Here is a 14,162-nt window from a genome sequence, read left to right as displayed (position 1 = left end):
GTATTTCCCCCCTCAGCGCCGGGATCGCACCAGCTGATAGCGGCGGGTTAAATATTCGATCGGTGCGCTCCAGACGTGCACCAGGCGGGTGAACGGGAAGATCAGGAAAATGGTCATCCCGAGCACCAGGTGAATGCGGTAGATAAACGCCACGCCATCAAGATGCGCCGAGGCGCCGCCGTGGAAGGTCACTACCGCCTGGGCCCAGTCCACCAGCTTTAACATCTCGCTGCCGTCAGGGTGCTGGGCCGAGAAGGGAATGGTGGTTAACCCCAGAATGCACTGAATCAGCAAAATGCTGAGGATCACAATGTCCGCCGTCGATGAAGTGGCGCGAATGCGCGGGTTGGTCAGCCGACGAATCAACAGCCCCGCGCCGCCCACCAGCGTCAGCACGCCGCAGACGCCGCCGAGGATCATCGCCATCAGCTGTTTCTGCGACATCGGCAGGAACCACGAATAGACCCAGTGCGGGGTCAGCATGCCAAAGAGATGACCGAAGAATATCCCCAGAATGCCGATATGGAACAGATTCGACCACAGCACCATCCCGCGCTTGTCGAGCATCTGGCTGGAGGAGGCGCGCCAGCTGTACTGCCCGTAGTCATAGCGCAGCCAGCTGCCGATGAGAAACACCGTCCCGCACACGTAGGGGTAGATGTCGTAAAAGAAGAGGTTCAGGTACTGTATCATTTCGGGCCTCCGGCACGGACGTCAACGTACTGCGGCGCGACGTCCTGGCTAAAGCGTCGTTGATAATGTTGCATCGGCGAGCTGTCGCAGGCGGTGGCGTTATCTTCGATAAACTTCACCTGCTCCTCTTCCCACACGGCATCCAGCGCCTGGCGGGTGTCATCGCGTTGCTCGCCTGCCACCTGTTTCGTGACACTGTCACTATCGAGGGGGCTGCCGGCAAGTGCCAGCAGCGTGTCAAACAGTTGATAGTAATCGCATTGTCGTTGTTTCAGACGGCCGCCCAGCAGGGCAAGGATCGGCGCGACGTTTTGCAGTCCCTCTCTGGCCGGGTCCGCCTCGAGCGTGCTGAGATACTCGAGATAGAGCGGCAGATGGTCCGGCAGCTCCCGGCAGTCGAGCTGCAGTCCGGCCTGCTCGTACTGGTTCATCAGATTGACCATCGCCTGGCCGCGATCGCGGGATTCCGCATGCACATGTTCGAACAGCAGCAGTGAGGTGGCGCGCCCGCGCTCGAACACCTCGCACCATTCGGCCTGGCGGTCGAGCAGCGGAGCGGCCAGCAACGGGGCGGCAAACGGCAGCAGCGCCGGCGCATCGGCGCCGACCAACGCCAGCGCCTCCTCGCGGTTGTCCCACAGCAGGGCGTCCGGGTACTCCAGCAGCAGCCCGATGACGTTGAGGATCCGCATTAGTCTTTCTCCCCAATGTTGATCGCATCAATACGCTGGCTGTTGAACAGGTTGAATTTGGTATCCGAGCCGTGGCAACCGTCACCGAAGGTAAAACCGCAGCCGTTACGTTCCGGGAAGGCATCTTCCGCCATTTCACGGTGGCTGGTGGGGATCACAAACCGGTCTTCATAGTTGGCGATAGCCAGATAGCGGTACATATCTTCAACCTGCTCGACGCTTAACCCCACTTCTTCGATAGCCCTGGTATCGGTAACCCCTTCGACGGTCTGGGAGCGTTTATAGTGGCGCATCGCCATCATGCGTTTCAGGGCGCGCAGCACCGGGCCGGTGTCGCCGGCGCTCAGCAGGTTCGCCAGGTACTGCACCGGAATACGCAGGCTTTCCACCGCCGGCAGAATCGTGCCTTTATTCGGCAGACCGCCGGCATCAGCGACCGACTGGATCGGCGACAGCGGCGGCACGTACCAGACCATTGGCAGGGTGCGGTATTCCGGGTGCAGCGGCAGCGCCAGCTTCCAGTCCATCGCCAGTTTATACACCGGAGACTTCTGCGCCGCTTCGATCACGTTATGCGCAATGCCCTGTTTCAGCGCTTCTTCAATCACCGCCGGATCGTGCGGGTCGAGGAACACATCGCACTGACGTTCATAGAGATCGGTTTCATGCTCGGTGCTGGCCGCTTCCTCAATCCGGTCGGCGTCATACAACAGGACGCCGAGGTAGCGAATGCGCCCGACGCAGGTTTCTGAGCAGACCGTCGGCTGGCCGGATTCGATACGCGGATAGCAGAAGATGCACTTCTCAGATTTGCCGCTTTTCCAGTTAAAGTAGATTTTCTTGTACGGACAGCCGCTGATGCACATGCGCCAGCCTCGGCATTTATCCTGATCGATCAGCACAATGCCATCTTCTTCACGCTTATAGATGGCGCCGCTCGGGCAGGTGGCGACGCAGCTCGGGTTAAGGCAGTGTTCGCACAGGCGCGGCAGATACATCATGAAGGTGTTTTCAAACTGGCCGTACATCTCTTTCTGCATCGCCTCGAAGTTGCGGTCATGGGCGCGTTTTTCAAACTCGCCGCCCAGCAGCTCCTCCCAGTTTGGCCCCCAGCTGATTTTGTCCATTCGTTTACCGCTGATCAGCGAGCGTGGGCGGGCGGTCGGCAGATGCTCACTCTCCGGCGCGGTATGCAGATGCTGATAATCGAAGGTGAAGGGTTCGTAATAGTCGTCGATGCCCGGCAGCTGCGGGTTGGCGAAGATTTTCGATAGCACGCCCACCCGGTTGCCGAGGCGCGGGGTCAGCTTGCCGGTGATCCCCCGGATCCAGCCGCCTTGCCACTCTTCCTGGTCTTCCCAGTTTTTCGGGTAGCCGATGCCGGGTTTGGTTTCAACGTTATTAAACCAGGCGTATTCCATCCCTTCGCGCCCGGTCCAGACGTTCTTACAGGTGACCGAACAGGTGTGGCAGCCAATGCATTTGTCGAGATTCAGCACCATCCCGACCTGTGAGCGTATTTTCATTTTTTCGCCTCCTGTACCTGATCGCGACCTTCGTTATCCAGCCAGCTGATGTTTTTCATTTTACGAATCATGATGAATTCATCGCGGTTGGAGCCGACGGTACCGTAATAGTTAAAGCCATAGGCCAGTTGCGCATAGCCGCCAATCATATGGGTAGGTTTGGGGCAAATACGGGTCACGGAGTTATGGATCCCGCCGCGACGGCCGGTCACTTCGGAGCCGGGAATATTCATGATGCGTTCCTGCGCGTGGTACATCATGGTCATCCCCGGTGGGATGCGCTGGCTCACCACCGCGCGGGCGGTAAGGGCGCCGTTGGCGTTGAAGGCTTCGATCCAGTCGTTATCTTCAATGCCTAACTCTTTGGCGTCGGTTTCGCTAAGCCAGACGATCGGCCCGCCGCGCGACAGGGTCAGCATCAGCAGGTTTTCACTGTAGGTGGAGTGAATCCCCCATTTCTGATGCGGCGTGAGGAAGTTGAGCGCCTTTTCCGGGAAGCCGTTGGGCGGGATCTCGCGCATGTGGCTGACGCTGCGGGTATCAATCGGCGGACGGTAGACCACCAGGCTTTCGCCGAAGTCGCGCATCCACGGATGGTCCTGATACAGCTGCTGGCGGCCGGAGAGGGTGCGCCATGGGATCAGCTCGTGGACGTTGGTGTAGCCGGCGTTGTAAGAAACATGCTCGCTTTCGAGGCCGGACCACGTCGGGCTGGAGATGATTTTTCGCGGCTGCGCCTGGATATCGCGAAAACGAATCTTCTCGTCTTCTTTGTTGATTGCCAGATGGGTGTGATCGCGCCCGGTAAACTCGCCGAGCGCTTGCCAGGCTTTGACCGCGACCTGACCGTTGGTCTCCGGCGCCAGGCTGAGGATCACCTCGGTGGCGTCGATGGCGCTGTCGATGCGCGGTCGGCCTTTGGCCGGGCCGTCGAGCTTGACGTAATTGAGTTTGCCGAGGAATTCGACCTCATCCAGGGTTTTCCAGGTGATGCCCTTGCTCCCGTTGCCGAGCTTATCCAGCAACGGCCCCAGCGAGGTAAAGCGCTCGTAGGTCGCCGGATAATCACGTTCCACCACCGCGATGGTTGGCGCGGTTTTTCCGGGGATCAGATCGCATTCGCCTTTATGCCAGTCCTTCACCTCAAACGGCTGGGATAGCTCACCCGCCGAATCGTGCTGCAGCGGCAGAAGCACCACATCCGTTTCAGTATCGAGATGCCCCACGCAGACCGTCGAAAAGACCCGGGCAATCTCTTTATAGATTTCCCAGTCGCTTTTGGCTTCCCAGGCCGGGTCGACCGCGGCGGAGAGCGGGTGGATAAACGGGTGCATATCCGAGGTGTTCATATCGTCTTTTTCATACCAGGTGGCGGTCGGCAGGACGATATCGGAGAACAGACAGGTGCTCGACATCCGGAAATCGAGAGTGACCAGCAGATCGAGTTTGCCTTCGATGGCGGCGGTCTGCCACTCGACCTCTTCGGGTTTCACCTCGTCCGTGGCTCCAAGTTCATCGCCCTGAATGCCGCTGTCGGTACCCAGCAGATATTTGAGCATGTACTCATGGCCTTTGCCGGAAGAACCCAGCAGATTAGAACGCCAGATAAACATATTGCGCGGGTGGTTTGTGCCGCTGTCCGGCTGCTCGCAGGCAAAGCGGATCGCACCGGATTTCAGCGCCTGGACGGTGTAGTCCGCTGGTGACAACCCGGCGGCATCGGCCTGCTGTTTGATGGTCAGCGGGTTGAGGTTCAGCTGCGGCGCGGAAGGCAGCCAGCCCATCCGTTCCGCCCGGACGTTAAAATCAATCAGGTGGCCGGTATAGCGGCTGGCATCCGCCAGCGGTGAGAGCAGTTCCTGGGCGGTGAGCTTCTCGTAACGCCACTGGCTGGAGTGGTTGTAAAAATAGGAGGTGCTGTTCATCTGCCGCGGCGGGCGGTTCCAGTCGGTGGCAAAGGCCAGCGGCAGCCAGCCGGTCTGCGGGCGCAGCTTCTCCTGGCCGACATAGTGCGACCAGCCGCCGCCGCTCTGGCCGACGCAGCCGCAGAAGACCAGCATATTGATCATCCCGCGGTAGTTCATGTCCATGTGATACCAGTGGTTCACCCCGGCGCCGAGGATGATCATCGACCGGCCATGGGTTTTATGCGCGGTGTCGGCAAACTCCCAGGCAATTTGCTCAATGTGTTGGCGCGGGACGCCGGTGATCTGCTCGGCCCAGGCCGGGGTATAGGCTTTGATTTCGCTAAAATCGCTGGCCGCATTGCTGTCATCAAGACCGCGGTCGAGGCCGTAGTTGGCCAGCACCAGGTCATAGACGCTGACCACCAGGGCACTGTCGCCGTTAGCCAGCGTCAGGCGTTTTGCCGGTAGCTGGTGAACGATCACCGGTTGCTGGGCCACGCTGCGAAAGTGGGGGTTCTCGTTGCCGCCAAAGTAGGGGAAACCCACGGGGACCACGGCGTCGTTAAAGGGCAGCAGGGAGAGCGCCAGTTCGGTCTCTTTTCCGGCAGCCAGCGGTTCGAGGTTCCATTTGCCTTTTTCACCCCAGCGAAAACCAATGGAGCCGTTGGGAGCCACCAGTTCGCCGGCGCTGCTGAACGCCACGGTTTTCCACTCCGGGTTGTTGCTTTCGCCCAGCCCGTCCAGCAGGTCGGAGGCGCGGACCATCCGGCCCGGCACCAGGCCGCCGTCAGCGCGCTCTTCGAGCATCACCAGCATCGGCATGTCGGTATAGTGGCGGCAGTAGTTGAGGAAGTAGTCGCTCGGGCTGTCGAGATGGAAACGCTTTAAAATCACGTGGCCCATGGCCATAGCCAGCGCGCTGTCGGTGCCCTGTTTCGGCGCCAGCCACTGGTCGCACAATTTTGCCACTTCCGAATAGTCCGGCGTAATGGCGATGGTTTTGGTGCCTTTGTAACGGACCTCGGTAAAAAAGTGGGCGTCCGGGGTGCGGGTCTGCGGCACGTTCGACCCCCAGGCGATAATGTAGCTTGAGTTATACCAGTCGGCGGATTCCGGGACATCGGTCTGCTCGCCCCAGGTCATCGGCGAGGCCGGCGGCAGGTCGCAGTACCAGTCGTAGAAGCTCAGGCAGGTGCCGCCAATCAGCGACAGATAGCGGGTGCCGGCAGCATAGGAGACCATCGACATCGCCGGGATCGGCGAGAAGCCCACAATGCGGTCCGGGCCATACTGTTTGATGGTCCAGACGTTGGCGGCGGCAATCAGCTGGTTCAGCTCTTTCCAGGTCGAGCGAATAAAGCCGCCTTTGCCGCGCATCTGTTTGTAGCTGAGGCACTTCTGGCGGTCCTGCATGATGCTGTCCCAGGCATCGACCGGGTCCGGATGCAGCGCCAGCGCTTCGCGCCACAGTTCAATTAAGCGCTTGCGCGCCAGCGGGTATTTCAGGCGGTTGGCGCTGTAGAGATACCACGAGTAGCTGGCGCCGCGCGGGCAGCCTCGCGGTTCGTGGTTGGGCAGATCCGGGCGGGTGCGCGGGTAGTCCGTCTGCTGGGTTTCCCAGGTGACCAGGCCGTTTTTAACGTAAATTTTCCAGCTGCAGGAGCCGGTGCAGTTGACCCCATGGGTGGAGCGGACGATCTTGTCAAACTGCCAGCGCTGCCGGTAGCTATCTTCCCAGTCACGGTTGGTATCCAGTAGCTGGCCGTGGCCGTTGGCAAAGGTCTCGCGTTTCTGCTTAAAGTAGCGAAAGCGATCCAGTAGTTTGCTCATGACATTATCTCCTGACGGAGGCAGACGCCTCCGTGGTTACCGTGCTCAGCATGGCTGTGATTATTTTGTGGCGGGCTTGCGACGGCCGTAGACCAGCCAGGTCACCAGTACGCAGACAACATAAAAGACGAAGAACACCTTCATGGCGCCGACCGGTGAGCCGGTCATGGCGAGTGACGTGCCGAAGGCTTTAGGGATGAAAAAGCCGCCGACCGCGCCGATGGCGGAGATAAACCCGAGCGCGGCGGCGGTATCGGTGACCGCTTCATGCTGGGCCTGCTCATCGCTACCGCCGTGTTTCTTGACGCTGTCGATGGTTATCTGACGGAAGATGACGGCAATCATCTGGAAGGTGGAGCCGCTGCCGAGACCGGCGGTGAGGAACAGCCCCATAAACACGATGTAGAAAGCGAGAAAGCTGCCGGAACCGGAGCCCGGCAGGGTCAGAAACAGCAGGCCGGTAAATAGCGCCATCAGGATAAAGTTCACCAGGGTGACCTTCACGCCGCCCAGCCGGTCGGAAATGATGCCGCCGAATGAGCGTGCCAGGGCGCCGATAAACGGCCCGAAGAAAGCTAGCTTGAGGATGTTAACGTCGGGAAACTGGGTCTTCGCCAGCATTGCGAAGCCGGCGGAGAAACCGATAAAAGAGCCGAAGGTGGCAAGATAGAGCAGACTCAGCAGCCACATATGCGGGCGTTTTAAGACCGGCAGCTGATCGCGGATCGCCGTTTTGGAGCCGGCGATATCGTTCATGCCGAACCACGCGGCCACGGTGGCCGCCAGCAACAGCGGCACCCAGATCAGCGGCGAGTTACCTAACCACAGGGTCGAACCATCCCCTTGATCGACGCCGCGCACGCCGAGGAAGGTGAAGATCGGCAAAAAGATCACCACCGGCGACAGCAGCTGCATCACGCTGACGCCGAGGTTACCCAGGCCGCCGTTGACGCCCAGGGCGCTGCCTTGCTTCGCTTTGGGGTAGAAAAAGCTGATGTTGCCCATGCTGGAGGCGAAGTTAGCCCCGGCAAAACCGCAGAGCAGGGCGATGATGATAAACATCCAGAACGGCGTTGCCGGATTCTGTACCGCAATCCCCAGCCACAAGCACGGGACCACTAATATCACCGTGCTGATTACCGTCCAGTAGCGCCCGCCAAATATCGGTACCATAAACGAATAGGGCACCCGCAATATTGCGCCAGACAGCGAAGGGAGCGCGGTTAATAAAAACAGCTGGTCGGTAGTGAAATTAAAACCGACTTTATTCAGATTGACCGCAACGGCGCTGAATAACATCCAGACGCAGAAGGCCAGTAGCAGGCAACTGACTGAAATACAAAGATTCCTCCGTGCAATTGCCTTTCCTTTATTTTCCCAGAATGCCGGATTTTCTGGTCGCCAGTCTTTTAAAAGGTAATGATTATCTTTCTCATTTTCTCTCGACATATTGCCCTCGAATACCCAGTAACCAAAGGAAAATTAAATTTGAGAAAACAGCAAATTAATCAGAAGAGGTGATTCAGGATGGCAGATCTTATTATTGTCGTGATTGAAGAATAGATAAAAAAAAGACCGTGGCAGAATGCCCGCTGCGAATAGGGTTTTATTATTTGTTACTAAATGTAAATTTTAGCAGGGAAAACCACCAGCAATGCGCTGCGGTCTATGACAGCTCAGGGCCCGACAGATGGGGCCTGAGCAGGGATCTGCCGCGCGGGGACACTGACCTGGTCAGGAGCGTAACAGCTCCATCGCTATATTATTATTTATATAACGTGTGAAGGTGCTATCGTCAATAACGTCCATCCCCAACACATAGATCCCGTCCAGACCGCAGACCAGCGAAATTAAGCGCCAGGCAATATCTTCAGGGCTATCGGCGGGGTGAAATTCACCGCTGTTGACGCCGTCGCGAATAATATTCACGGTTTCCGTGTGCCACATCGACATGGTCAGCAGGTAGGCCGCTTTGATATCGCTATCGCTGCCGGCGAGCAGTTGGCCCTCGCGCCACAGGCGGATATAGGGTTCCAGCCGGCGATCTTCGCTCCCGAGCACCGCGAACAACCGCTCCTGGCAGCTGCTCTGTGGGGATACCAGCTGAATATCCATCATCTCGCGGATCAGCCGGACAAAAACCTGGGCTTTCAGTTCGCCGGTGGAGCTGAAATGGTGGTGCAGTTGCCCGGTGGAGACCTGCGCTTCTGCGGCGATCTGTCGCACTGTCATCGCCGCCAGTCCGCCCTGCAGCGCCACGCGCATGGCCGCCAGCATGATCACTTCGCGGCGTGCTTCCCGATTTAAATAATGCATATTTCCCCGCTGAACCGTGGTGTTGATGGATAGTAACAAAAAGTTGGACAGTCGTTCAACAATCCGGCAGGATCGCATTCCTGAACACCTGTTCAATTTATAAATGTGAGGAATAAAGAGATGTCCCGGCAATGGTTAACGCTCGTGGCGATTCTGTTGGTTTATCTGCCGGTGGCGATCGATGCCACCGTGCTGCATGTCGCTGCGCCTACGCTCAGCATGTCGCTGGGCACCAGCAGCAATGAGCTGCTGTGGATCATTGATATTTACTCGCTGGTGATGGCCGGCATGGTGCTGCCGATGGGGGCGCTTGGCGACAAAATCGGCTTTAAACGCCTGTTGCTGCTCGGCAGCGCTATTTTTGGCGTGTCATCGCTGGCGGCGGCGTTTGCACCCAATGCCCCGGCGCTGATTGCCGCCAGGGCGCTGCTGGCGATCGGCGCGGCGATGATCGTCCCGGCGACCCTGGCCGGTATCCGTAACACCTTTTCTGAGGCGCGTCATCGTAATATGGCGCTCGGCCTGTGGGCGGCTATTGGTTCCGGCGGCGCCGCCTTTGGCCCGCTGGTGGGGGGGATCCTGCTGGAGCATTTCTACTGGGGGTCGGTGTTCCTGATCAATGTGCCTATCGTGCTGGCGGTGATCGCCTTCTGCGCCCGGATGGTGCCATCGCAGCCCGCGCGGCGCGAACAGAAGCTCAATATTACCCAGGCGTTAATGCTGATTGCGGCGATCCTGATGCTGATCTTCAGTGCTAAATCGGCGCTGAAAGGCCAGATGGCGCTGTGGATGACCGGGCTGGTGGCGCTGGCGGGTGCGGCGTTGCTGACCTGGTTCGTGCGCCAGCAGCTCTCCAGCAGCAACCCGATGGTCGATATGCGGCTGTTTACCCACCGCATTATCTTAAGTGGCGTAATGATGGCGATGACCGCGCTGATCACCCTGGTGGGCTTTGAACTGTTGATGGCCCAGGAGCTGCAGTTTGTTCACGGTAAAACGCCGTTTGAAGCCGGGCTGTTTATGTTGCCGCTGATGCTGGCGAGCGGGTTTAGCGGGCCAATTGCCGGGGTGATGGTGTCGCGCCTTGGGCTTAGGCAGGTGGCAACCGGCGGCATGCTGTTAAGCGCCTTCAGTTTCCTGGGCCTGTCGGTGACCGATTTCAGCACCCAACAGTGGCAGGCGTGGGGGCTGATGATCCTGCTGGGCTTTAGCGTTGCCAGCGCGCTGCTGGCGTCCGGAGCGGCGATTATGGCGGCAGCGCCGAAAGAGAAAGCGGCGGCGGCGGGGGCCATTGAAACCATGGCATATGAACTGGGGGCCGGTCTGGGGATCGCGTTGTTCGGCCTGATCCTGACCCGCAGCTACAGCTCGTCGATTGTGCTGCCCGCCGGTGTGGAAGGCCAGGCGGCAACCCAGGCCGCGTCGTCCATCAGCGAGGCCATTGCGCTGGCTCAATCGCTGCCCGCTATTCCGGCCCATTCGCTGATCGACGCCGCCAAAACCGCCTTTATCAGCGCCCACAGCGTGGTGCTGCTGACCGCCGGGGTGCTGCTGCTTGTGCTGGCGACCGGTATCTGGCGCAGCCTGGCAAAAGCGCCGGAGATGCAATAAGTCTACAGCTGGAGTGACAGCTCCATCGCCGCCCGCCGCAGCGGGGCCAGCGCTTTTTCCCGCAGAGCGGCGGCGCTCATCGCGGGGGCGGGGGCGCCAACGTTCAGCGCCGCCACCACCTGACCGCTGCGCGACAGCAACGGGACCGCCAGCGAACACAGCCCGACCTCAATTTGCCGGTCGGCGAGGGCATAGCCCTGCATCCTGACCCTGGCTATCTCCTCGCGCAATCCCGGTAGATCACATACGGTATGCGGGGTATAGCGTATTAAATTCGCGCGTGACAATGTCACTTCCAGTTGATCTTCCGGCAGGGCGCTGAGCAGCACGCGCCCCATCGAGGTGGCCCACGCAGGAAGACGACTGCCGCGCCCGATGTCGACGCTGAGCAGATTGTTGACCGCTGCTCGGGCGATATACAGCACGTTATCCCCGTCGAGGGTCGCCGCAGAGCAGGATTCTCCCAGCGATTTGCCGAGATTATCCAGCGCGGTTTGCGCGACCTTTGCCAGCGGTGTACCGGCCAGATAGGCGTGACCCACCGCCAGCACTCGCGGCAGCAGTTCATAGCTGCGCCCGTCCGGGCTGTGCACCATTCCCAGGGCTGCCAGGGTGTACAGACAGCGGCGAACGGCGGCACGGGAAATTTGCGTTTTCTGGCTGAGCTGCGAGATGGTCAGCCGCTGCCGCTGGGGAGTAAAGGCATTGAGAACTTCCAGCCCGCGCGCCAGCGACAGCATAAAATTGGGGTCATGTTCGGCCTGCCTGGCGCTGAGGGTGGTTGGCGGTGTTGCGCTCATTGAATTCCTCTCCATTCGAAGACAAAAGCTCACGGGGCACCACTATACCGCGCGTAAAAATGGCGGTGATGGAATGTGCCTGTTTTACCACTCGGATCACATTATTAACCTCAATTTAACAAGCGCGTCGATAATCGCACAACATTTCGATTATCGCCGTTGACCATTTCCCCGGCTCGCCCCTATTGTCAAAGGCATCGTCACCCCTCGTTATGAATGGGGGTACAAAAAGTTATGTATTTAACCTTCAGGAACAGAACATGACCGCGACTGTAGAACGCATTGAAAGCTGGCTGGTTGACCTGCCGACTATTCGTCCGCACAAACTCTCCATGACGACCATGGGCTGCCAGACGCTGGTGATTGTCCGCATTACGCGCTCGGACGGCATTTGCGGGATCGGCGAAGCGACCACCATCGGTGGTCTGAGCTACGGCGTGGAAAGCCCCGAAGGTATCGCTTCGGCCATCACCCATTACCTGACGCCGCTGCTCAAGGGCCAACCGGCGGATAACCTCAACGCCCTGACCCAGCGCATGAACGCCGCCATCAAAGGCAACACCTTCGCTAAATCAGCCATTGAGACCGCGCTGCTGGATGCTCAGGGTAAGGCGCTGGGGCTGCCGGTGTCGGCGTTGTTAGGCGGTGCGCTGCAGACCTCGCTGCCGGTGCTGTGGACCCTGGCGAGCGGCAATACCGATAACGATATCGCCGAAGGTGAAAGGCTGCTGGCCGAGCGCCGCCACCAGGCATTTAAGTTAAAGATTGGCGCCCGCGAGTTAGCTACTGACCTGCGTCATACCCGGGCGATCGTCGAAGCACTGGGCGACCGTGCCAGCATCCGCGTCGATGTCAATCAGGCCTGGGACGCCACCGCGGCGGCGAAAGGCTGTCGTGAGCTGGCGGCCATGGGTATCGATTTAATTGAGCAGCCGGTCAGCGCCCAGGACAACGCCGCGCTGGTGCGCCTCAGCCACAACATTGAAACGGCGATCCTCGCGGATGAAGCGGTGGCGACCCATTACGATGGTTATCAGCTGGCTCAGCAGGGCTTTAGCGGTGCCTATGCATTGAAAATCGCCAAAGCGGGCGGCCCGGCCAGCGTATTAGCGCTGGCACGCGTGGCGCAAGCGGCGGGTATCGGCCTGTACGGCGGCACCATGCTGGAAGGGACCATCGGCACGGTGGCCTCGCTTCACGCCTGGTCGACGCTGCCGCTGCAGTGGGGCACCGAAATGTTTGGCCCGCTGCTGCTGAAAGACGACATCGTCAGCGTACCGCTCTCCTTTGTGGACGGGCAGGTCGAGCTGCCGCAGACCCCAGGTCTGGGCGTCACGCTGGATGAAGATAAATTGCAGTTCTACGCTCGCAAAGCGTAGCGCATCACAGGAGAAAACCGATGCTGTTTAAAGTGGATATGACCGTCAATATTCCGCTGGGCTATCCGGCGGACGAAATTGACGACATTAAGCAACGTGAAAAAGCCTATTCGCAGCAATTACAGCGCGAAGGCAAATGGCGCCATATCTGGCGGGTGGCAGGGTTGTACGCCAACGTCAGTATATTCGATGTGCGTGACGCCGAAGAATTACATCAAATTTTAATGGGGTTGCCGTTATACCCGTTTATGGAAATACGCGTCGAGGCATTGTGTCGCCATCCCTCCTCAGTACGCGAAGACGATAGCTAATAAATAATAAGAAACCTCACGCCGGTTATTCCGGCGTACACCCTACAAGCAACCTGCAAGCAATAAGTGAGAATCACAATGAAAAATTCTTTCGTACAACAAGACGCCGTGCAGAAATTATTACGTGAAAGTGCCGGGTTAAATGTGCCTGGTGGTAATGAGCGCTTTAAAGCCATTGTGCATCGGGTGCTGGAAGATATGTGCAGCCTGATCGACGATTATAATGTGACCCAGGAAGAGTTCTGGCATGCGGTGAATTATCTGCATGAACTGGGTGGACGTCAGGAGGCCGCACTGCTGGCGGCGGGTCTCGGTCTCGAACATTTCCTCGATCTGCGCCAGGATGCCATTGACGCCGCCGCGCATCAGGAAACCGGCACGCCGCGTACCATCGAAGGCCCGCTGTATGTCGCCAATGTGCCACTGGCCGACGGACACACGCGAATGGATGACGGCACCGATGCTGGCGAAGTGATGTGGCTCCACGGCCAGGTACGTGATACCCAGGGTCGTCCGCTCGCCAATGCGATCGTCGATATCTGGCACGCCAACACCCTCGGCAACTACTCGTTCTTCGACCAAAGCCAGGGCGAATATAACCTGCGCCGGCGGATCCGCACCGGCGCCGATGGCCGCTATAGCGTGCGCAGCATTATGCCTTCCGGCTACGGCTGCCCGCCGGACGGCCCGACTCAGAAACTGCTCGACCAGTTGGGCCGCCACGGTAACCGTCCGGCACATATTCATTTCTTCGTCTCCGCACCGGGCCACAAGCATTTAACCAGTCAGATTAACCTCAGCGGCGATAAGTACCTGTGGGACGACTTCGCTTTTGCGACCCGCGATGGCCTGATTGCCGACCCGGTGAAAATCACCGACCGCGAGCTGATTGCTCAGCGTAAACTTGACGGCGAGCATACCGAAGTGTGCTTCGACTTTACGCTGTGCAAGGCGCAAAACGCCGATCAGGAACAGCGCATCAGCCGCCTGCGCGCGCAGGAGTAACTGCCGGTACACCCCCGGACCGCTGCGTCCGGGCTGGTGAATCTTGTTATCGCCCGGCCCGTATTGCGCGGCCGGGGATATTCCCGAATTAA

General features: G+C 59.0%; 10 protein-coding genes and 1 pseudogene. 4 read left to right on the top strand and 7 right to left on the bottom strand.

The features are described 5' to 3' along the window. Window positions 1-12 precede the first annotated feature (12 nt). The 6 genes from narI to ACMYSN_RS02780 all read right to left on the bottom strand — a co-directional run bounded on the left by narI (window position 13) and on the right by ACMYSN_RS02780 (window position 8,964). Entirely contained in the window at window positions 13-693 is a 681-nt protein-coding gene (gene narI / locus ACMYSN_RS02805) for a respiratory nitrate reductase subunit gamma (protein ID WP_174508739.1), read from the bottom strand. Next, window positions 690-1,385, bottom strand: coding sequence for a nitrate reductase molybdenum cofactor assembly chaperone (gene narW / locus ACMYSN_RS02800; RefSeq protein WP_462496934.1), 696 nt, complete (start codon window positions 1,383-1,385; stop codon window positions 690-692). The genes narI and narW overlap by 4 nt, the downstream gene beginning before the upstream one ends. Next, a complete protein-coding gene (gene narH / locus ACMYSN_RS02795) occupies window positions 1,385-2,911 on the bottom strand; it encodes a nitrate reductase subunit beta (protein WP_462496933.1) in 1,527 nt (508 codons plus the stop codon). The genes narW and narH overlap by 1 nt, the downstream gene beginning before the upstream one ends. After that, entirely contained in the window at window positions 2,908-6,648 is a 3,741-nt protein-coding gene (locus tag ACMYSN_RS02790; protein ID WP_462496932.1) for a nitrate reductase subunit alpha, read from the bottom strand. Before ACMYSN_RS02790 ends, narH begins: the two co-directional genes overlap by 4 nt. A 60-nt stretch (window positions 6,649-6,708) precedes the next feature. Continuing rightward, entirely contained in the window at window positions 6,709-8,097 is a 1,389-nt protein-coding gene (locus ACMYSN_RS02785) for a NarK family nitrate/nitrite MFS transporter (protein WP_462496931.1), read from the bottom strand. A 285-nt stretch (window positions 8,098-8,382) separates the two neighbouring features. Continuing rightward, window positions 8,383-8,964, bottom strand: a complete 582-nt coding sequence (locus tag ACMYSN_RS02780; RefSeq protein WP_462496930.1) for a TetR/AcrR family transcriptional regulator — start codon at window positions 8,962-8,964, stop codon at window positions 8,383-8,385. Window positions 8,965-9,084: 120 nt separating this feature from the next. On the opposite strand from ACMYSN_RS02780, the gene ACMYSN_RS02775 reads away from it, so the two are divergent. Beyond that, window positions 9,085-10,575 (top strand): MFS transporter, encoded by a 1,491-nt coding sequence (locus ACMYSN_RS02775; protein WP_462496929.1) that lies wholly within the window; start codon window positions 9,085-9,087, stop codon window positions 10,573-10,575. Window positions 10,576-10,577: 2 nt separating this feature from the next. Here the strand turns inward: ACMYSN_RS02775 and ACMYSN_RS02770 are convergent. Next, window positions 10,578-11,466 (bottom strand): annotated as a pseudogene (locus tag ACMYSN_RS02770) (IclR family transcriptional regulator domain-containing protein). A gap of 121 nt (window positions 11,467-11,587) precedes the next feature. Here ACMYSN_RS02770 and ACMYSN_RS02765 point away from each other — a divergent pair. The 3 genes from ACMYSN_RS02765 (at window position 11,588) to catA (ending at window position 14,070) form a co-directional block, all read left to right on the top strand. Beyond that, entirely contained in the window at window positions 11,588-12,754 is a 1,167-nt protein-coding gene (locus ACMYSN_RS02765) for a muconate cycloisomerase family protein (protein WP_462496928.1), read from the top strand. Between the two features lie 20 nt (window positions 12,755-12,774). After that, the gene (catC, locus tag ACMYSN_RS02760; protein WP_123754244.1) at window positions 12,775-13,065 is read left to right on the top strand and encodes a muconolactone Delta-isomerase; all 291 of its coding nucleotides are present in this window, start codon (window positions 12,775-12,777) and stop codon (window positions 13,063-13,065) included. A gap of 78 nt (window positions 13,066-13,143) precedes the next feature. Continuing rightward, a complete protein-coding gene (gene catA / locus ACMYSN_RS02755) occupies window positions 13,144-14,070 on the top strand; it encodes a peptidase associated/transthyretin-like domain-containing protein (RefSeq protein ID WP_462496927.1) in 927 nt (308 codons plus the stop codon). Window positions 14,071-14,162: the final 92 nt, after the last annotated feature.

The sequence above is a fragment of the Klebsiella sp. R445 genome, assembly GCF_051131755.1.
GTDB lineage: Bacteria > Pseudomonadota > Gammaproteobacteria > Enterobacterales > Enterobacteriaceae > Klebsiella > Klebsiella lignicola.
This window is presented reverse-complemented; position numbering and strand designations above follow the sequence as displayed.

Bases quoted from the DNA above. Each gene is read 5' to 3' on its own strand.
- ACMYSN_RS02785 (WP_462496931.1), bottom strand. From the start codon at position 8,097: ATGTCGAGAGAAAATGAGAAAGATAATCATTACCTTTTAAAAGACTGG.
- ACMYSN_RS02790 (WP_462496932.1), bottom strand. From the start codon at position 6,648: ATGAGCAAACTACTGGATCGCTTTCGCTACTTTAAGCAGAAACGCGAG.
- catA (WP_462496927.1), top strand. From the start codon at position 13,144: ATGAAAAATTCTTTCGTACAACAAGACGCCGTGCAGAAATTATTACGT.
- ACMYSN_RS02765 (WP_462496928.1), top strand. From the start codon at position 11,588: ATGAATGGGGGTACAAAAAGTTATGTATTTAACCTTCAGGAACAGAAC.
- ACMYSN_RS02775 (WP_462496929.1), top strand. From the start codon at position 9,085: ATGTCCCGGCAATGGTTAACGCTCGTGGCGATTCTGTTGGTTTATCTG.
- narW (WP_462496934.1), bottom strand. From the start codon at position 1,385: ATGCGGATCCTCAACGTCATCGGGCTGCTGCTGGAGTACCCGGACGCC.
- narH (WP_462496933.1), bottom strand. From the start codon at position 2,911: ATGAAAATACGCTCACAGGTCGGGATGGTGCTGAATCTCGACAAATGC.
- narI (WP_174508739.1), bottom strand. From the start codon at position 693: ATGATACAGTACCTGAACCTCTTCTTTTACGACATCTACCCCTACGTG.
- ACMYSN_RS02780 (WP_462496930.1), bottom strand. From the start codon at position 8,964: ATGCATTATTTAAATCGGGAAGCACGCCGCGAAGTGATCATGCTGGCG.
- catC (WP_123754244.1), top strand. From the start codon at position 12,775: ATGCTGTTTAAAGTGGATATGACCGTCAATATTCCGCTGGGCTATCCG.